This is a genomic window from Nocardia sp. NPDC051756, assembly GCF_040681495.1.
Classification (GTDB): domain Bacteria; phylum Actinomycetota; class Actinomycetes; order Mycobacteriales; family Mycobacteriaceae; genus Nocardia.
The window spans coordinates 366,019-385,936 of record NZ_JBFAYV010000006.1 but is presented as its reverse complement, the minus strand read 5'-3'; the positions used below and the strand labels follow the sequence as shown (position 1 = coordinate 385,936).

Below are 19,918 nucleotides of genomic sequence, written 5' to 3'. Positions count from 1 at the left end.
CTCAGCACTCGACGACGGCCACCGCCAGGCCGCCGCGCGAGGTCTCCTTGTACTTGTCGAGCATGTCGGCCCCGGTCGCGCGCATGGTCTGGATGACCTGATCCAGCGACACGTGATGCATGCCGTCGCCGCGTATTGCCATGCGGGCCGCGGTGATCGCCTTCACCGCGGCGATGCCGTTGCGCTCGATGCACGGGATCTGCACGAGCCCGCCGATCGGGTCGCAGGTCAGGCCGAGGTTGTGTTCCATGCCGATCTCGGCGGCGTTCTCGATCTGCGCGGGCGTACCGCCGAGCACGGCCGCCAGTCCGGCCGCGGCCATAGCGCAGGCCGAACCGACCTCGCCCTGGCAGCCGACCTCGGCGCCGGAGATCGACGCGTTCTCCTTCATCAGCTGACCGATCGCGCCCGCGGTGAGCAGGAATTCGACCACGCTGTCCTCGTCGGCGCCGCCGATGAATCGCTGAATGTAGTGCAGCACAGCGGGAATGATGCCCGCCGCGCCGTTGGTCGGCGCGGTGACGACCCGGCCGCCCGCGGCGTTCTCCTCGTTCACCGCCATCGCGTACAGGGTGACCCACTCCATCGCGCGCAGCGGGTCGTTGTCCTCGGCCTCGGTGCCGAGGCGCTCGAACAGGGTCGCCGCGCGTCGCCGCACCCGGAGCGAACCCGGCAGCACTCCCCCGGTCGACATCCCGCGGTCGACGCAGCCCTGCATCACCTTCCAGATGTCGAGCAGGTCCGTCCGTACCTGATCCGCGCTGCGCCAAGACATTTCGTTGGCCAGCACGACCGCGCTGATCGACTTGCCGGTGGCCGCGGTGATCGAGAGCAGCTCGTCGGCCGAGCGGAACGGATGCGCGACAGAGACCGGAGCCTCGACGGTCCGTCCGTCGATCTCGTCCTCGTCGAGCACGAAACCGCCACCCACCGAGAAGTACTGGCGTTCGAGCAGCACCGCTCCCGCCTCGTCGTACGCGCCGAACAGCATCCCGTTTGTGTGAAAGGCCAAGCGGGTCAACCCGAGCAGTTCGACATCGCGGTCGACGGCGAACTCGATCGACTGCACGCCACCGAGATACAACCGCCCCGTCGCACGCGCCGTGGCGACGGTGGCGACCATCGTGTCCGGGTCGATGCTCTCCGGCTGCGCGCCGGCTAACCCCGCCAAGATCGCCTCGACGCTGCCGTGCCCGCGCCCGGTCGCGCCGAGCGAACCGTAGAGCTGAACGCGCAGCGCGGATGTCCGGTGCAGCACGTCGGCGTCCTTGAGCCGCTCGACGAACGCCGCCGCGGCCCGCATCGGCCCGACGGTATGCGAACTCGACGGCCCGATACCGACCCGGAACAGGTCGAATACGCTGATCGTCACGCCGGGTTCCGCAACCCGAGGTACAGCGGGAACCGCTCCGCCAGCGCGTCCACCCGCGCGGTCAGCGACGCCGTGGGCGCACCACCACTCAGCGCCGTCGCGATGATGTCGGCGACCTCGGTGAACGCCGCGGCATCGAAACCGCGCGCGGCCAGGGCCGGCGTGCCGATCCGCAGTCCGGAACTGATCATCGGCGGTCGCGGGTCGAACGGAATCGCGTTGCGGTTCACCGTGATTCCCAGGGTTTGCAGGAGATCCTCGGCCTGTTTGCCGTCCAGTTCGGCATCGCGCAGGTCCACGAGCACCAGGTGCACGTCGGTGCCGCCGCTGACCACCCCGATGCCCGCCGCCCGGCAGTCCTCGGCCAGCAGGCGCTCGGCGAGGATGCGCGCACCCGCGAGGGTCCGCTCCTGCCGGTCCCGGAAGGCCGGCTCGGCCGCCATCTTGAACGCGACCGCCTTCGCCGCGATCACATGCTCGAGCGGTCCGCCCTGCTGGCCGGGGAACACCGCCGAGTCCAGCTTCTTGCCCAGATCCGCTGTGGCGAGGATGAATCCGCCGCGCGGCCCGCCGAGCGTCTTGTGCGTGGTCGAGGTGACGACGTGCGCGTGCGGCACCGGCGACGGATGCAGACCCGCCGCGACGAGTCCGGCGAAATGCGCCATGTCGACCATCAGGTAAGCGCCGACCTCGTCGGCGATGCGCCGGAATTCGGCGAAGTCGAGGTGCCGCGGATAGGCCGACCAGCCCGCCACGATCAGCTTCGGCTGATGCTCGTGCGCGAGCCGCTCCACCTCGGCCAGGTCGACCAGCTGATCCTCGGCCCGAACATGGTATGCCGCAACGTTGTACAGCCGGCCGGAGAAGTTGATCTTCATGCCGTGGGTCAGGTGACCACCGTGGTCGAGTGCCAGGCCGAGGATGCCGTCGCCGGGACGCAGCAGCGCGTGCATGACCGCCGCGTTCGCCTGCGCACCCGAATGCGGTTGCACGTTCACGTATTCCGCGCCGAACAGCGAACGCAGCCGCTCGATGGCGAGAGATTCGATCTGGTCGACGTACTCGCACCCGCCGTAGTAGCGGCGGCCCGGATAGCCTTCGGCGTACTTGTTGGTGAGCACCGTGCCCTGGGCCTGCATCACCGCGACCGGCGCGTAGTTCTCCGAGGCGATCATTTCCAGCCCGCGCTGCTGGCGGCTGGTCTCCTGGTCGACCAGTGCGGCGACGACCGGATCGAATTCGCGCAGCGAAACATCGAGTTCGGTGCGCAGGGCGGAGGCAGGATCAGCCATGGGGAGCCTTTCGCGGATGCGTGGGGGTGGCTCCTCCCGCTCTGTCCTATGGCCTGAGAGATTCACGCGGTGTGCGTTTGCCCCGTCGGCGAGTGCGTGGTGCACTACTTTTCAGAGTTGCCTTATGCGTAGCGGTACTGGGCCTGAGAGATTCCCGGGAGGTGTTGCTCCTTCGGCTCTCCATCGAACGGATGGAGATCTCCCGCTGCGTGTGCGGCGATATTCAGTTGGTGGATACCGACATATGTTGCATATAGCGCAACAACCGCGCGATATGCAACATAGTATTATCGTCGGCCGCGCGGCTTGTCAATGACGAACCGCACCCGGTTCGATCAGCCGAAGTAGCCGAGCCGGTGACTGATGTCCGCAGCACTCGCGATGGCCAGCGCGGCCGTCGGCGCGAACCGATCCGGAGCGAGCCGGTAGGCCGGTCCCGAAACGCTCAGCGCCGCAACGATAACCCCGTTGCTGTCGAAGACGGGGGCGGCGACGGCATTCAGCCCGATCTCCAGTTCCTCACGCACACTTGCCCATCCGTTCTCCCGCACCTCCACCAGCTGGGCGGCGAGGTCGGCGACCTTGGTCAGCGTGTTCCCGGTGAAGGACTCCAGCTTCGGCCCGACCTGCTTGCGCAGCGCCGCCGGTTCGAGACCGGACAGCAGCACCTTGCCGCTCGACGTGGCGTGCGCCGGACAGCTCTGCCCGACCCAGGAGCGCAGCGCGATCGACCCCGTGCCGGCCGCCTCCACGATATTGATGATCCGATTACCGTCCAGCACAGCGATATTCGTGGTCTCGCCGGTTTCGGCGGCGAGCGCGTTGCACGCGCCCTGGCTCTGCCCGACCAGATCGACCTGCGCACTGGTGGACCCGGCCAGCCGGACGATGGAGAAGCCGAGCCGGTACTTGCCGCGATCGGAGAGCTGCTCGACGTAACCGCGCGATTCCAGCACGGCGATCAGCCGGGAAACGGTAGATTTGTGCACACCGAGTTCGGCGGCGATCTCGGTGACACCCGCCTGGCCCAGCTTGGCGATGATCTCCAGCACGAGCAGTGCGCGGTCGACCGACTGCACCGCAGCGGCCCGGCCCGGGTCCTCACCATCCTGTTTCGCCATGACGCCGTCATTCTAAGCCGAGGGCATCGCGATTCCGCGGACGCGTCGCTGCACGGCCGCGATCTCGCGCAGCGCGTCGTTGAGCAAACTCCGGTTCAACGGCGACAACTCGGACATCACCACCACGTCCCCGGGGCGATGGCCTGCGGACAGTTGCTCGACCTGATGCACCATCCGCATGCGCTGCAACATGACGAACACCTCGGTCAGCACCGCGGCATCGCGATCGGCTATCACCCCGGCCGTCGCCGCGGCCGCCAGTCGCACCGGCGTCGCCGCGGCGGTCACGCCGGCCGCCAGCCCACCCCAGCGGGCGAGGTTGACGATCGGGACCAGCGCGTGACTCTTCAAGTCGAAGGTGCCGCCACGCCGGGACAGGACGTCTCGCAGGGACCGCGCCCGGACCCGTCCGGACAACGCGTCGAGCAGCTGGAGGCGCAAGGCATTCGGATAGTCGGCGCGCATCCGGCCGAACGCGGCGGGCACCGCGTGCAGCCCCGGATCGCCCCACACCACCCGCCCGTCGATCAGCAGCGACGACATGACCAGCCCGCGATCGACGAGCGGATCGTCCAACCAGCGGGCCGCTGCCTTCGTCCACTCCGACCGGGACCGCGCGAATTTCGGCTTCGCGGCGATCGCGCCGTTGCTGTCCGCGGGCAGCCCGCAGGCGTCCAGGATGGCGTGCGTGCGCTCGGCGATCGCGCGCAGTTGCCCACTGGCCGTGGACAATTCATCCGCCCAGGACAGCGCGCTGTCCACATCCGAGGACGGCATCGCCTCGCGCCGCGCGATGCTGCCCAGGGTCAGCCAGGCGAACCCGCCGTTCGGTGCGTCGTCGGCTTCGGCGATCGCGAGCTCGAGCGCCTTTCGCACCACCGAGTCGATGACGACGGAGAGGATGCCGCTCGTCGCGGACGCCTTGGTGCCGTTGCGGAACAGATCGACTGTGGTGCTGGGGATTTCGCGCGCGGCCTCTTGCAGTTGGGGCGCATCGGTAGCAGCGCCGATCGCGCGCCGCAGGGTGAAGCTCTGCCGTGCGGAGGCGGCGAGCAGGTCCGAGTCTTCGAGGACGCCGAGTACCTCGCCTCGCCGCGCGACCACCGGCAGATGCCGGAGCCCGCTCTCCAGCATCTCCATCAGCACGGTCTCGGCGGACAGGTCGGCGCTGACCCGCCGGGCCGGGGCGCTCATCACCCGCGCGATCGGCAGGTCGACCGGCAGCCCGGCAGCCACCACCTTGGCCCGCAGATCCTGATCGGTGAAGATGCCGAAATCCCCGTCCGGCAACCGGATCAGCACCGCCGAGACGTGCTGCTCGGTCATCCGGATCACCGCATCCCGGACGCTGGTATCCGGGGTGACGAAAATCGGTTCCGCCGAGACGAGTTCGCTCGCCGGACGCGTGCCGAGCACCTGCGCCATCGGGGTTCGGTTGCCGGACACCGTCTTCCACGCCGACGACGCCAGGAACGCCAGCCCGTCCGGCTGCGCGAACTGCGCGCGCACATGCTCGCCCGGCAACCGGATCAGCAGGCTGGTTTCGGTGGCCAGCGCGACGAATTCGGCGCTGCCGCCGGTGAGCAGCGGCACGTAGCCGAAGATCCCGCCGGCCTCGACGGTGTCGATCGTGCGGCTCTCGTCCGACAGCGACGAGGCCGCGGCATCGGGACCATTGCGCCGCAGGATCACCCGGCCCGTCCAGACCATCCAGATGTCGTCGGGCACCTGCGCCGAGTAGTCGCTGATCAGCGCGCCCGCCGCGAACTCGTGCAGCGACGACGCCGCGGCCAGCTCATCGAGATCGGTGGCCGTCATCGACTGGAACGGTGCGTGCCCGCCGAGGAATGCGGCTAGTTCGCCCTCCGCAGACATGTCCGGCTCACGTGGTCCGGACGAGATCCGCGCACTTCTCCGCCATGGCCATGACAGTAATGTTCGGGTTCACCGCGGGCAATTTCGGCATCGCCGACGCGTCGACCACCCGCAGCCGCGACACCCCCTTGACCCGCAGCTCCGGATCGAGCACCGCCAGCGGATCGTCCACCGCGCCCATCCTGGCCGTCGCGGCCGGGTGATACACCGTGTTGTGGGTGGCGCGGATGTAGCTCAGCAGCTCGTCGTCGGTCGTCGCGTCCGGTCCGGGCGCGAGTTCGGCGGCGATCCACTCGCGCAGCGGGGACTGCTCGGCGATCTTGCGGGCCAGCCGGACGCCGGCCAGCATCACCCGTTCGTCGTGGCCGTCCGCATCGGTGAAGTACCGGGGGTCGACCTTCGGCCGGTCGCGGAAGTCGCGGCTGCGCAACCGGATCGTGCCGCGCGAACGGCCCTGCGTGACATTGGGGGTCAGGCAGAAGCCGTTGTCGGTGGTCGGGTAGCCGCGGCGCAGCGTGTTCATGTCGAACGGCACGCTGCCGTAGTGCATCATCACGTCCGGCACCCGCAGCGTCTCGTCGAGGGTGGCGAAGATGCCGATCTCCCACCACTGCGTCGAGGTCGCGACCATCGGCCGGGCGGCGTCCCAGAACACCAGACCTTCGACGTGGTCGTCCAGGTTCGCGCCCACGCCGGGCGAGTCGACCAGCACCGGGATGCCGATCTCACGCAGGTGGTCGGCGGGCCCGATTCCGGACAGCATCAACAACTTCGGCGTATCGATGGCGCCGGCCGTGACGATCACCTCGCGTCGCGCCGAGACGGTGTCGTAGCCGATGCCGTCGGGACGTAGGTATCGCACGCCGGTCGCGACGCGCGCGTCGTCGAACAGGATCTCACTGACCCAGCAGTCGGTGCGCACCTCGAGATTCGGGCGTGAATCCAGCACCGGGTGCAGGTACGCGTGCGATGTCGACATGCGCGTGCCGTCTTCGGCGGCGTTGATCTGGAACCAGCCCGCGCCGTTGCGCACGGTGGCGCCGCGGTTGAACTGCACCGTCGGCAGCCCGACCGCCGCGGCCGCCGCGAGTACCGCGGTGCCGCACGGGTCGTCCGGCGGCACGTCGCGCAGCCGGACCGGGCCGCTGCGGCTGTGCTGGTCGCCGGGTGCGTCGTTGTTCTCCAGGCGGGTGACATACGGCAGCACGTCGGCCGCGCCCCAGCCCTTCGCCCCGAGCGCGGCCCACTCGTCGAGATTCTCCGCGGGCGGCCAGAACGCGATACACGAGTTGTGCGAGGAACATCCGCCGAGGACCTTCGCGCGGGCATGGCGCAGAAAGCTGTTCCCGCGTTCCTGCGGCTCGACCGGATAGTCCCAGTCGTACCCGGAATCGAGCAGATGCATCCACTGCGTGAGTTCGAGGACGGCGCGATCGCCGACGTCGGACGGGCCCGCCTCCAGCAGGCACACGGTTATGTCCGGATCCTCGCTGAGCCGGGCGGCGAGCACGCACCCGGCGGTCCCGCCACCCGCGATCACGTAGTCGAACACGGCGTCAGACATTGCGTACCTCCGCTGCGTGTGAAGCCAGGGTGCCGATTCGCTTGCGGCCCTTGAGGATGTACCAGAGCAGGCCGGCGCCGAGGATCGCGCCGATGTAGACGAACGCACCCCAGGTGTTGTACCACGGTGTGCCATAAACGGATTCGCGCGGCCAGGCCAGGTTCAAGGCCATCCCGACGCCCCACACCACGGCGATGATATTGACGATCATCCCCCAGCGACCCATGGTGAAATACCCGCCCGCGGCAAGCTCTTTCGGCGGCCACTGCCCGCGCAGCCGCTTCTTCAGCATCGGCCCGGTCACCATCAGGTAGGCCAGGTAGATCATGATGATCGCGATCGAGGTGAGCACCGTGAAGATCTTCGGCTGACCGATGTTGATCACCAGGATGAGCGCGGCGAGCACGCCGATGAGAATGGCCGGAATGACCGGCGTCTGAGTCTTCGGATGCACCCGGGCGAGCTTCTCGCCGAACGGCAGGGCGTTGTCCCTGGCCATGGCGAAGGTGAGCCGGATGGCGGCGGTGTGCACGGCGAGCGAACACACGGTCACCGCGATCACGATGCAGCACAGGAAGATCGTGCCGAGCGGGCCCCACATCACCTGTTCGACAATGTATTGCAGGCCGCCGCTGGAGCTGCCGATCTGCGGGTCGTCGAGGTCGGGAGCCGCCATCACCGCGAAGGCGAGGATCGCGCCGCCGATGACGAAGGACGCGAGCACGGCACGCAAGATGGCCTTGGGCGCGGTGCGCCGCGGCTCGACGGTCTCCTCACCGAGCGAACTGGCGGTGTCGAAGCCGTACATCACATAGCCGGAGGCCAGCGAGGCCACCAGGAACGCGCCGAGGTAACCGCCGGACTCCCCCGCGCCGTACCCGTGCGTCGAGAAGAACACCTGCGGACCGCGAGTCGCGTTGGCCGCCAAGATGATCGCGATCAACACCGCCGCGATGATCTCGATGAAGACGCCGGCGCTGTTGATCATCGACATCAGCCGGACGCCGAGCGCGTTGATCGTGGTGGTGAAGATGATCATGATCGTGCCGAGCACCACCGCGTTGGTGGCGTAGTCGTGCTCACCGCTGCCGTCCCCGATGATCTGGAAACCGCTCCACAACCGGGGCAGATTCAGCTGGAGCGCGAGCACCACGGCGGCCAGCGTCACGATCGACGCGGTCAGCATCAACCAGCCCGACGACCAGCCGACGATTCTGCTGCCGAGCTGTTTGGACCAGTTGTAGACCGACCCGGCAACCGGATAGCGCGCGGCGAGCTCCATGAAGCACAGTGCGACAGCCAGCTGTCCGACGAAAACGATCGGCCACGACCACAGATACGCGGGACCCGCGCTGCCGAAACCGAAATAGAACAGCTGAAACGTGCCGGTGAGGATCGAGATATAGCTGACCCCCGCCGCGAAGCTGGCGAATTTCCCGATACTTCGGTCCAGGGATTCCTTATAGCCGAAATCCTCCATTCCGCTGTCATCGGACACACCGTGCTCTTGGACCACCATTGCTTACCATGCCTTCCGCGGGCGGCCGTACGGGCTGTCCGGCCGAGATTTGTTGCTTACGATCAGACGCCCTTGAACCACTCCGCCGGCTTTGGTGCCGTGTTGTGCCAAATGTGTTTGATTTCCTGGTACTCGGCCAAGCCGGTCGGGCCGAGTTCACGTCCGTTGCCGGACTTCTTGAACCCGCCCCATTCCGCACCGGCGGTGTAATAGCCGAAGTCGTTGAGCCACACCGTGCCGTGCCGCAGCGCCCGCACCACCCGCTCTCCGCGCGCCGCATCCGAGGTGCGCACGCCAGCGGCGAGGCCGTATTCGGTGTCGTTGCCGAGCCGGATCGCCTCGGCCTCGGTGGTGAATCGCTCGACCGTGAGGATCGGGCCGAACGTCTCCTCCTGCACGATGCGCATCGATCGATCGCACCGATCGAAGATCGTCGGCAGGTAGTAGCTGCCGTCCTGCAATGCGGGGTCGGTCGGTCGCGCACCGCCGGTCACCAGCTTTGCGCCCTCCGAAATACCCAGCGCGACATAGGCTTCCACCTTGGCGCGATGTTCGACGGAGACCATCGGACCGGTTTCGCTGGCCGGGTCCAGGCCGGGACCGACCCGGATCCGCTCGGCCCGGCTCGCCAGTTCCGCGACGAAGTCCTCGGCGATGGATTCCTCGACGATCAGCCGGGTGCCCGCCGAGCAGACCTGCCCGGAATGCAGGAACACGCCGGTCAGGACGTGGTCGACGGCGCTTTCCCAGTCGGCGTCGGCGAACACGATATGCGGGTTCTTGCCGCCGAGTTCCACCGCCACCTTGGTGACGTGTTCGGCGGCGACCTTGCTGATCGTCCGGCCGGTCGCCAGGCCGCCGGTGAACGAGATGAAGTCGACGTCGGGGTTGTCGGTCAGCGCCGTGCCGAGCACCGCGCCGCTGCCCTGGACCAGGTTCAACACGCCGGCCGGTACGCCCGCCTCCTCGGCGAGCCGGGCGAATTCGATGGTGGTGAGCGGGGTGACCTCGCTCGGCTTGAGCACCATGGTGCAGCCGGCGGCCAGCGCGGGCGCGACCTTCCACGACATCTGCAACAACGGGTAGTTCCACGGCGCGATGAGCACGCACACGCCGATCGGCTCGCGGATCACCCGGCTGATCACCGCCGGGTCGCCCACGTCGATCAGCCGGTCGGCCTGCACCGCGACGGCGTTCGCGTAGTAGCGGAACACCGAGATGACATCGTCGATGTCGATCTCGCTCTCCACCAACGTCTTTCCGGTGTCCGCCGTCTCCAGCCGGGCCAGCCGGTCCTTGTCCCTGGCCAGCAGGTCGGCGATCCGCAGCAGCAGCGCGGACCGGTCGGCGACCGGGGTCGCGGCCCAACTGCCCTCGTCGAAGGTGCTGCGGGCGACCGCGACGGCGTCGCGCGCGTCGTCCGGCGTCGCCTCGTCCACGGTGGCCACCACGGTGCCGGTCGCCGGGTCGATGATCTGCCGCACGCCGCCGTCCGCGGCATGCGTCCATCGGCCGCCGATGAGCAGATCCGGATCACCATTCATTGCACGTCACCTCACGTCACCGATCCGACAGGACAACCACTCGTGGAACTCCGCGATGTGATGCTCGGCGGGCACCAACACCCCGCCCTTACGGTAGGCGCGCGACGACATTGCGGGTTGCGTTCGCTCACATGCCGCGAAATCCTGTTCGTTCACCCGATGGAACAATTCGACGGAGCGGGACACGTCGCGTCCCGCGGCAACCACATCCTTGGTATACAACCAATCACACTCGACGATAGTTCGGTCCGCCGACATGGGGAACATCCGGTGGAAAATGATGTGGTCCGGGACCAGATTGACGAAAACGGTCGGCCGGACGGTGATGGCGAAGTAACGACGGTCCTGTTCCGGGGTAACCCCGGGCAACCGTTCGAAACCCGGCGAGCCGTCGACGGTGAATCCGGCGATATCGGCGCCGAATTCCGCGCCGTGGCCGACGAACACCTGGGCGGCGAGTCCCTCGGCGAATTCGGGCAGCACCTCGGTGAGTTCGGGATGGATGGTCGCGCAGTGGTAGCACTCCATGAAGTTCTCCACGATGAGCTTCCAGTTGGCCGCGACGTCGTAGACCACCCGGCGGCCCACCGCGAGCGTGTCGATCTCGTAGGCGTCGATGGCGGCCGGGTCGCCGAGGCGCTCGGTCACCGCGCCCATCACCTCGTGTTCGAACGACGGAGGCTCGTCGGCCAGGCAGACCCAGGCGTAGCCGAGCCATTCGCGCAGGGCGACCGGGATCAGGCCGTAGGCGACGCGATCGATGTCCGCGCCGGTGGCGTCCTTCAGCGCGGCCATGTTCGGCGCGGCGATCAGTTTGCCGTCCAGGCCGTAGGTCCAGGCGTGGTAGGGGCATTGCAGGTTGCGGCGGACCTGGCCCTGGTCCTCGGTGCACAGCATCGCGCCGCGGTGGCGGCAGATGTTCAGGAACGCGCGGAGCGCACCGTCGCGGCCGCGCACGATCAGGGCGCTTTCGCGGCCCACCTGTACTCGTTTGAATTGTCCCGCGTGGGCGAGGTCGCCGGTTCGGATGGCGCAGAACCACATTCGTTCGAAGAGCTGTTCCTGCTCGGCCGCGAAGATGGTGTCGTCGACGTACCACTTGCCACCGAGGGTGGGGATCAGGGCCGGTGTGGTCACCGGCAAATCCGCCGTTGGCCCACCCGTCTCCCGACCGCCACCCCCCATGGAATCGCTATGCGATGCTATTTTCACTGGTCACCAGCCTCTGCGGGTCGAATAGCGCGATCGGGTGCTTGGTGGCGGCGTCGATGACCAGATCCGCCAGGATCTCGCCGACCACCGGGACGAACTTGAAGCCGTGGCCGGAGAAGCCGCAGGCGATGGTGATGCGGTCGCCGCCGGGATGACGGGCGATGACGAAGTGCTCGTCGGGCGTGGTGGAGTACATGCAGGTGGCCGTGTGCACGCACGGACCGGCCACGGCCGGGACCAGGGCGGCGGCGCGGTCGCGCATCGCGTCGATCTCGTCCGGGTGGACGACGCGATCGATGGTTTCCGGTGTGCACACGGTGCCCTTGCGGAAGAACGCGGTCTTGACCCCACCCGTCGGCCCGTCGATGGCGGGGAAGCCGTAGATCTGCATGCCGGAGTCGTCCTCGGCGATGTAGATCGGCTGGTCCTCGAAGGGCGCGGTGCCGCCGATCGGATCGAACCAGTACAGCACGTGACGTTCGATGGTAATCGGAATGCCGAACTCCGCCAGCAACTTCGGCGCCCAGGCGCCGGGGCAGATCAGCAGCTGATCCGCGTGATAGGTCGCCCTGCCGGTGGTCACGGTGACGCCGGAATCGGTTTCGGCCCAGCTGATCACCTCTTCGCCGAACGACAGGGTCGCGCCGGCCCGCAGGGCCAGGTCGATGTGCGCCTGCACGGTCAGCTCGGGGCGGGCGAATCCGCCGTTGGACTCGTAGATTCCGATGTCGCCGGCCGCCGGGGTGAAGTTCGGGAAGCGCCGCTTGATCTCGGCGGCGTCCAGCAGCTCGTGCGGCAGTGACCATTCCCGGCTCGCCCGCAGGCTGCCCGCGACCGTCAGGCTGTCCGGCGGGCCCAGGTACAGGCCGCCGGTGAGCCGGATGACCTCGCGGTCGGAGTCGGCGGCCAGCTTCGCCCAGAGTTCGTAGGAACGCAGCAGGAGCGGAACGTAGGCCGGGTCTTCGAAATAGGACTGCCGGACGATGCGCGAACCGCCGTGGCTCGAGCCGCGATTGTGCGCGGGAGTGAACTTCTCCAGTCCGAGCACCCGCTGGCCGCGGGCCGCGAGGTGATAGGCGGCGGCACTGCCCATGCCGCCGACGCCGATCACGATGACGTCGTAGACCGTTGTCGCCGTGGCCATTTCGCTACCTCCTGATCCTGGACATCTCGGGATCGACCACCGGCTCGGCGTGCACCGTCGCGATGTAGCGCCGACCGAGGTATTCGACCTCGACCGCATCGCCGACGACAACCGAGGCGGGCAGCCACGCGTAGGCGATGCTGCGGCCGATGGTGGCGGAATAGCCTGCGCTGGTGACATATCCGCCCAGCAGGCCGTAGACGTAGACCGGTTCCTTGCCGAGGACGACCGCCGTCGGACTCTCGAAGACGATGCTGCGCAGGATCTTCGCCGGTGGGTCCGCCTGCTCCAGCGCGGTCTTGCCGATGAAGTCGGGCTTGGCCAGCCGGACCGCGAAGTCGAGGCCTGCGGCGGCGGGCTGGTGTTCCGCGGTCATGTCGGTTCCCCAACTGCGGTAGCCCTTTTCGATACGCAGACTGTTGAACGCGATCCGGCCTGCCGCGATGACCTCGTGCGCTCGGCCCGCCGCCCACAGCAGATCCCAGAGCGCGTTGCCGTATTCGGCGGTCGCGTAGATCTCCCACCCGAGTTCGCCGACGTAGGAGACGCGCATCATGGTGACCGGGATGGCGCCGAGATGGGTTTGCCGCGCACGGAAGTACTTGAACGACTGATGCGACAGATCGTCGGAACACAAGGGCTGCACCAGGTCCCGCGCGTTCGGTCCCCAGACACCGATGCAGCAGGTGCCGCCGGTGATGTCGCGCAGCGTCACCGAGCCGTCGCCGGGCAGGTGCCGGGTGAACCAGTCGAAGTCCATCGGGCCGTTCACGCCGACCTGGAAGCGTTGCGGTTCGAGCCGGGCGACGGTGACATCGCTACGGATACCGCCGGTTTCGTCGAGGACGAGTGCGTAGGTGACCGAGCCGACGGTCTTGTCCAGATTGTTCGTGGTGAGTCGTTGCAGGAGTTCGAGCGCGCCGGGACCGGATACCTCGTAGCGGGTCAGCGGGGTCATGTCGAACATCGCGACCCGTTCGCGGGTCCAGCGCGCCTCGGCGATCGAGATGGGCGACCAGAAATTGCCGGACCATTCGTCGCGGTCCGGGAACGGCACCCCTTCGTCGCGAAGGCGTTGTGCCAGTTCCGCATTGGCTTCATACCAAGCGGGCCGTTCCCACCCGCCGCCTTCGAAGAAGAACGCACCCATTTCCTGTTGGCGCGCATAGAACGGACTGGTGCGCAGGCCGCGCAAGGCCGTTCGATACTGGTGCGGGTGGATGATGTCGTAGACCTCGACGAAGGCCTGCGAACTCGTCTGCATGATGAATTCCCCGCTGCGCGCGACGTCTTCGAATCGATAGAGATCGCACTCGTGCACGTCGGTACTCGGCGCGCCGTCGATGATCCATTCCGCGGTCGCTTTGGCCACGCCGGCCGAATGGGTGACCCACACGGCCTCGGCGACCCAGAAGCCGGCGAGGTCGCGGTGCTCACCCATGATCGAGAAGCCGTCGGGGGTGAACGAGAAGATCCCGTTGAATCCCTCTTCCGGCTTCGAATCACCGAGCGCGGGAAGCAGTTCCATGGATTCACGCCAGGCCGGGGCGAAGTCGGTATCAGTGAAGGGCAGCATCGAGGGCATCGCCTCGCCCGCGGTGGCCGCGGACAGGGTGGACATGTCCACCGGCATCGGCTGATGGCCGTAGTAGCCGATGCCGAGACGGTCGCCGTGCACGCGGTAGTAGAGGTCCTGATCCTGATGCCGCAGGATCGGCAGGCGCGCGGCGTCGCGCGGGCTGTCCGCCAGGGCGGCCAACGGCCCCGACTTCGCATATTGGTGCGCCATCGGCACCAGCGGCAGGACCAGTCCGGTCTGCTTCGCCAGCTCCGCGCCCCAGAAGCCGGCCGCGCAGACGACGATGTCCGCGGCGATGACGCCCTCGGCGGTCTGCACACCGGTCACCCGGCCGCCGCTTTCGGCGATCCCGAGGACTTCCTGATCGGGCAGGAAGCGCGCGCCGCGACCGATCGCCGCCCGAGCCTGCGCCTCCACCGCGCGCACCGCGTTCGCCAAACCGTCTGCCGGAGTGTGGAATCCGCCGATGACCTGGCTGGCGTCGAGTAGCGGATACATGGCCGCGCATTCGGACGCATCCAACAGACGCCCCTCGATCCCCCAGGACTGCGCCCAGCCGAACTTGCGGTGCAGATCCCGCCACCGTTGCGGCGTGGTCGCCACCTCCAGCCCGCCGACCGCGTCGAACGCCGGACCGGCCGGATGGCTGAGCGCGCCGAACTTCTCGGTGGTGTAGCGCGCGAACTCGGTCATGGTCTTGGACGGGTTGGTCTGGAACACCAAACCTGGTGCGTGCGAAGTGGATCCGCCGGTGGTGAACAGCGGCCCCCGGTCGAGCACGGTGATGTCGGCCCAACCGCGGGCGGTCATTTCGTCGGCCAGCGATGCCCCGACGATCCCGGCTCCGATGATGACGACTTTCGGGTGAGCCAAAGGGTGCCTCCGTTGTTGCTAGTAGCGCAACGAATTCGTATTACGCAACAAATAGTCCGCCTGTCACGGCACGCTGTCAACCGTTGGAAACCAGTTGTTTACCGGGGAATTCAGGGGGTTGACGGCGCCTCCGGGCTGTCGCACACTGTTGCGTATCGCGATATCTGTTGCGCTCTAAGCAACTCATGGAGGGTCTATGGAATCCCTTGCGAAGCACACGGCGACCTCCGGCACGGAACTGTTCGTCGCACGCCTCGAGGACCTGCCGGTCGGCGAAGTCGCCACCGTGCGGACCGGCGGCGGGCAGCCGATCTCGGTGTTCCACACCGACGAGGGTTTGTTCGCGATCGACGACACGTGCACCCACCAGGATGCGTCATTGGCCGACGGCTGGGTGGAGAACTGCACAGTCGAATGTCCGTTGCACGAGTCATGTTTCGACTTGCGCACCGGCCGGGTCTCCGGTCCGCCGGCCAAGGTCGCGGTGCGCACGTACCCGGTGCGGGTGCTCGACGGCGACATCGTGGTTACGGCGGAGCCGTCATGAGCGTGGTGGTCGTCGGCGCGTCGCTCGCCGGGTTCTCGCTCGTCCGGGATCTTCGCGAACGCGGCTACGGCGGTGAAGTGACGGTGGTCGGCGAGGAAGTTCACCCGCCTTACGATCGGCCACCGCTGTCGAAGGAATTCCTGCACGGCGATGTCGATATCACCTTGGGCGACGACCTGGGCGCACGCTGGCTGCTCGGACGTCGCGCTCTCGGAATCGCCACTACCGCAATGGGTCCCGGTGTCACGCTCGACGACGGCACAGTCGTCGCCGGCCGGTCGCTGGTGCTCGCCACCGGTGCCCGTGCCCGCACGCTGCCCGTCGCCCGAGGACTCGGCGGCGTCCATACTCTGCGCACGATCGACGATGCGCGGGCGATCCGGGCCGCGTTGCGCACCGCGCGCAACATCGTCATCATCGGCGCCGGCCTCATCGGTGCCGAAATCGCCTCGACCGCAGTCACGCTCGGCGCGCAGGTGTCCATTGTCGAACTGGCGACCGATCCCCTGTCCGGCGTCTTCGGCCCGCAACTCGGGGCGCTGTGCGCGGATCTGCACGCGGCCAACGGCGTTCAGTTGCGGACCGGCGTCGCGGTGACCGAATTCCTCGGCGACGAACGCGTCAACGCGGTGCGCCTCACCGACGGCAGCCTGCTCCCCGCCGACGCCGTGATCATCGGCATCGGCGCGATCCCCAACACCGAGTGGGCGCAGGACTCGCCGCTGCACATCGACAACGGCTTCGTCACCGATTCCTGCTGCCGCACAGCCGTTCCCGATATCTACGCGATCGGCGACTGCGCACGCGCCTACCAGGACTCCCTGGGCACCCACCACCGCAGCGAGCACTGGTCGAACGCGACCGCCCAAGCCCGCATCGCCGCGGCTGCCATCGTCGGCGAACCACCCGCGAACATCCCGAACACCTATTTCTGGTCCCGCCAGTACGGCCGAATGATCCAGTTCGCCGGCCACCGCCGGCCCGACGACGCTGTGCGTTTCATCGACGGCGACCCGTCGACCCCGTCGTGCACCGCACTCTACGAACGCGCAGGCGAGCCGGTGGCCGTGTTCGCCATCGACAACGCACGCCTGTTCACCCGCTACCGCAAGCAGATCGAGCGGCGGCCCGCGGCCATCGCAACCCTGTAGGAGGATTCGTGTCCGAAACCGTGCGCGGCGTCATCGCCCGTCGCCAAGGAACGCCGGTCGAGCTGGTCGACGTGGTCATCCCCGACCCCGGGCCGCACGATGTGGTCGTGCGCGTGCAGTCGTGCGGGGTGTGCCACACCGACCTGCACTATCGCGAGGGCGGCATCAACGACGAGTTCCCGTTCCTGCTCGGGCACGAGGCCGCCGGGATCGTGGAGACGGTCGGCCCGGCCGTAACTCATGTGACCGCAGGCGATTTCGTCGTGTTGAACTGGCGCGCGGTGTGTGGCGAATGCCGGGCGTGCCGCCGCGGCCGTCCCTGGTACTGCTTCGACACCAGCAATGCCAGCCGGCGGATGACCCTCGCCGACGGCACCGAGTTGACGCCCGCCTTGGGTATCGGCGCCTTCGCGGACAAGACCCTCGTGCACGAAAAGCAGTGCACCAAGGTCGATCCCGAGGCCGACCCCGCCATCGCCGGACTGCTCGGCTGCGGCGTCATGGCGGGCATCGGGGCGGCGATGAACACCGGCAACGTGTCTCGCGGCGACAGCGTGGCCGTGATCGGCTGCGGTGGTGTCGGCGACGCCGCGATCACCGGCGCTCTCCTCGCCGGCGCCAAGACCATCATCGCCGTCGACCGCGATGCCCGAAAGCTGGCGTGGGCCAGCGAATTCGGCGCCACCCACCGGATCGACGCGAGCACCGAGGATGTGGTCGAGCGGATCCAGGATCTCACCGACGGCTTCGGCGCCGATGTCGTCATCGATGCGGTCGGTCGCCCCGAGACCTGGAAGCAGGCCTTCTACGGGCGCGATCTGGCCGGGACCGTGGTGCTGGTCGGCGTACCGACGCCGGAGATGACCCTGGACCTGCCGCTGATCGAGCTGTTCTCCCGCGGCGGCGCACTGAAATCGTCCTGGTACGGCGATTGCCTGCCCGAGCGCGACTTCCCGATGCTGATCGACCTCTACCGGCAGGGCCGACTCCCCCTGGAACGCTTTGTCACCGAACGCATCTCACTCGACGAGGTCGAGAAGGCGTTCACTGCCATGCAGCACGGTGACGTGCTGCGCTCGGTCGTGGTCTGGTGAGACGCTAAGGCGTTGGCAGCAGGCCGTTCACTATGGCCGCCAACCCCTTCCGGTGAATATCGCGCGACGTCGCCTCGACCCACTTGTCGCCGATCGCCGCGAGCGTGGGCAGTTCGGTCCGATCGAGCTGATCGATGCCCGCTTCGGTCGACGACGTCGCCGCCAGCCGGGCTCGTCGGCGATCCCGGCTCGCCCGGACGAGTAGATCGCCGACGATGAAGTACCAGATGGCGCGGTACACATCGACGGCCTCTTCGACGGTGCACCCGTAGTCGACGGCCGCGGCGATGATCATCTCGACCATCCCCATGGCCGCGGGCACGACCACCGGGTCGGAGGCCAGCACCTCGATGATCCAGAGGCGCTCGGCGAGGCCCTCGTACAGCGTGCACGCGACCTCCAGCAGCCGCTCGCGCGGGTCGTCGGGGAATTCCCGCTGCGGGATGTGTTGCGCGTGCGACTCCAGCAGGAGCAGCAGCAACTCGTCCTTGTCCCGCACGTGGTGATACAGCGCCATCGGCGTGCTGCCCAGTTCCTTCGCCACTCGCCGCATCGACAGGCTGTCCGCGCCCTCGGTCCGCAGCACCTGGTCGGCGGCCGCGACGATGGCCTCCTGCGAGAGGCGCGGTGGTCGACCGACTTTTCCTGGGCGATCGGTTTGCCTGGGCATCGAGCCATCTTCCCTCATCCGGTCCTCCGGCCGGTCAAGCCATCCCTGCCCGAACTTTGTCCTGTCACAAAACAAACTTGTACCGAGTTCGACTAAAGCGTCCACAAGACTCGACAAAGTGCGATTAGATTCGCTCAGTTGGAGAGAAAGAAGCAGCTGATGCGGATCGCGGCCCGACCGGAAAACGCCCACCAGGCACGGCTTTTGCGGTTGCTGCGCGATCGGGGCCCGCAGTCGCGATCCGAACTGGGTCAGCCGATGGAGCTGTCGCGGTCCAAGCTGGCGGTGGAGCTCGATCGACTGGCCGAACTCGGACTGGTCGAGGCCGGCGGGCTCGCGGCGTCGAGTGGCGGCCGGCGATCGGCCATCGCCACGCTGGCATCGGGTCTGCGGTTCGCGGCCATCGACATCGGCGCCACCTCCATCGACGTCGCGGTGACCGACGGTGAACTGCGCGTACTCGGGCAACTGTCCGAACCGTGCGACATCCGGCAGGGTCCGGCCGCGGTGCTGGAACGCGCGCTGGATCTGCTCGGCAAGCTGCGCACCGATGAGCAGATGGCCGGGCGGCTGCACGGCGCGGGCGTCGGCGTGCCCGGCCCGGTGAGCTTCCGCGAGGGCATGCCCGTCGCGCCGCCGATCATGCCCGGCTGGCACCGCTTTCCGGTGCGCGAGGCGATCGCGCAGGAACTCGGCTGCCCGGTGCTGGTCGACAACGACGTGAACATCCTGGCCCTCGGCGAAATGCAGGCCGGCTCAGCACATTCGGTGGCGGACTTCCTCCTGGTCAAGGCAGGCACCGGGATCGGCTGCGGGATCGTCGTCGACGGCGGCATCTACCGCGGCGTCTCCGGCAGCGCGGGCGACATCGGCCACCTGCGGATCACCGACGACGGACCGGTCTGCGCCTGCGGCAACAGCGGTTGCCTGGAGGCGTACGCGGGCGGCGCGGCACTGGCCCGCGAAGCCACCGCCAGAGCCGGTCGCTCCCCCTTCCTCAGCGAACGCCTCGCTGCCGCAGGCACACTCACGGCGACCGACCTGGCCGACGCGGCCGCCGCCGGAGATCCGTTGGCCGTGGCGATGATTCGCGAGGCAGGCGCCCATCTCGGCACCGCCCTGGCCGGATTGGTCAGCTTCTTCAACCCCGGCCTCGTGGTGATCGCCGGTGGGCTGACCGGATTCGGCCATCCGCTGCTCGCCGAGATCCGCAGCGTCGTCTACCGCCGGTCGTCACCGCTGGCGACCGGCAACCTACCGATCGTGCTGTCCGAACTCGCCGAACTCGGCGGGGTGATCGGCGCGGCCCGCCTGATCAGCGACCACATCTTCAGCGTCGCCTGACGACACGGCTAGGAGCA

Annotated in this window: 15 protein-coding genes and 1 riboswitch; of the genes, 4 read left to right on the top strand and 11 right to left on the bottom strand. The window is 67.9% G+C overall.

All coding sequences use genetic code 11. The annotated features are described in order from the left end of the window. Position 1: 1 nt before the first annotated feature. From AB0M22_RS27890 to AB0M22_RS27845, 10 genes are all read right to left on the bottom strand, one after another. A complete protein-coding gene (locus AB0M22_RS27890; protein WP_364732832.1) occupies positions 2-1,372 on the bottom strand; it encodes an L-serine ammonia-lyase in 1,371 nt (456 codons plus the stop codon). Then, positions 1,369-2,664, bottom strand: coding sequence for a serine hydroxymethyltransferase (gene glyA / locus AB0M22_RS27885; protein ID WP_364732829.1), 1,296 nt, complete (start codon positions 2,662-2,664; stop codon positions 1,369-1,371). Before glyA ends, AB0M22_RS27890 begins: the two co-directional genes overlap by 4 nt. Positions 2,665-2,695: 31 nt before the next feature. Beyond that, a riboswitch (glycine riboswitch) is annotated at positions 2,696-2,789 on the bottom strand. 210 nt (positions 2,790-2,999) lie between these two features. Next, on the bottom strand, positions 3,000-3,785 hold the full coding sequence (locus AB0M22_RS27880) for an IclR family transcriptional regulator (RefSeq protein WP_364732826.1): 786 nt from the start codon (positions 3,783-3,785) through the stop codon (positions 3,000-3,002). A 12-nt stretch (positions 3,786-3,797) separates the two neighbouring features. Then, on the bottom strand, positions 3,798-5,660 hold the full coding sequence (locus tag AB0M22_RS27875; protein WP_364732823.1) for a putative nucleotidyltransferase substrate binding domain-containing protein: 1,863 nt from the start codon (positions 5,658-5,660) through the stop codon (positions 3,798-3,800). A gap of 7 nt (positions 5,661-5,667) precedes the next feature. Then, positions 5,668-7,224, bottom strand: a complete 1,557-nt coding sequence (locus AB0M22_RS27870) for a GMC oxidoreductase (protein WP_364732820.1) — start codon at positions 7,222-7,224, stop codon at positions 5,668-5,670. Further along, positions 7,217-8,704, bottom strand: a complete 1,488-nt coding sequence (locus tag AB0M22_RS27865; protein WP_364734015.1) for an amino acid permease — start codon at positions 8,702-8,704, stop codon at positions 7,217-7,219. The genes AB0M22_RS27870 and AB0M22_RS27865 overlap by 8 nt, the downstream gene beginning before the upstream one ends. Before the next feature lie 101 nt (positions 8,705-8,805). Continuing rightward, positions 8,806-10,287, bottom strand: a complete 1,482-nt coding sequence (locus AB0M22_RS27860) for an aldehyde dehydrogenase family protein (protein WP_364732817.1) — start codon at positions 10,285-10,287, stop codon at positions 8,806-8,808. Between the two features lie 6 nt (positions 10,288-10,293). Continuing rightward, the gene (locus AB0M22_RS27855) at positions 10,294-11,472 is read right to left on the bottom strand and encodes an aromatic ring-hydroxylating dioxygenase subunit alpha (RefSeq protein ID WP_364732814.1); all 1,179 of its coding nucleotides are present in this window, start codon (positions 11,470-11,472) and stop codon (positions 10,294-10,296) included. A gap of 7 nt (positions 11,473-11,479) precedes the next feature. Continuing rightward, positions 11,480-12,643: an N-methyl-L-tryptophan oxidase gene (gene solA / locus AB0M22_RS27850; protein ID WP_364732811.1), complete on the bottom strand. Its 1,164-nt coding sequence runs from the start codon at positions 12,641-12,643 to the stop codon at positions 11,480-11,482. A gap of 4 nt (positions 12,644-12,647) precedes the next feature. Then, positions 12,648-15,095, bottom strand: coding sequence for an FAD-dependent oxidoreductase (locus AB0M22_RS27845; protein ID WP_364732808.1), 2,448 nt, complete (start codon positions 15,093-15,095; stop codon positions 12,648-12,650). A 196-nt stretch (positions 15,096-15,291) separates the two neighbouring features. Here AB0M22_RS27845 and AB0M22_RS27840 point away from each other — a divergent pair, with 196 nt between their 5' ends. From AB0M22_RS27840 to AB0M22_RS27830, 3 genes are read left to right on the top strand one after another with little or no spacing between them, the layout of a single operon-like run. After that, on the top strand, positions 15,292-15,642 hold the full coding sequence (locus tag AB0M22_RS27840) for a bifunctional 3-phenylpropionate/cinnamic acid dioxygenase ferredoxin subunit (protein WP_364732805.1): 351 nt from the start codon (positions 15,292-15,294) through the stop codon (positions 15,640-15,642). Beyond that, entirely contained in the window at positions 15,639-16,793 is a 1,155-nt protein-coding gene (locus AB0M22_RS27835) for an FAD-dependent oxidoreductase (protein ID WP_364732803.1), read from the top strand. The genes AB0M22_RS27840 and AB0M22_RS27835 overlap by 4 nt, the downstream gene beginning before the upstream one ends. Before the next feature lie 8 nt (positions 16,794-16,801). Next, entirely contained in the window at positions 16,802-17,887 is a 1,086-nt protein-coding gene (locus tag AB0M22_RS27830; protein WP_364732800.1) for an S-(hydroxymethyl)mycothiol dehydrogenase, read from the top strand. Between the two features lie 4 nt (positions 17,888-17,891). Here the strand turns inward: AB0M22_RS27830 and AB0M22_RS27825 are convergent, their stop codons facing one another. Beyond that, a complete protein-coding gene (locus AB0M22_RS27825; protein ID WP_364732798.1) occupies positions 17,892-18,557 on the bottom strand; it encodes a TetR/AcrR family transcriptional regulator in 666 nt (221 codons plus the stop codon). 138 nt (positions 18,558-18,695) lie between these two features. Between AB0M22_RS27825 and AB0M22_RS27820 the strand changes: the two genes are divergently transcribed. Next, positions 18,696-19,901, top strand: a complete 1,206-nt coding sequence (locus tag AB0M22_RS27820; protein ID WP_364732796.1) for an ROK family protein — start codon at positions 18,696-18,698, stop codon at positions 19,899-19,901. Positions 19,902-19,918 lie beyond the last annotated feature (17 nt).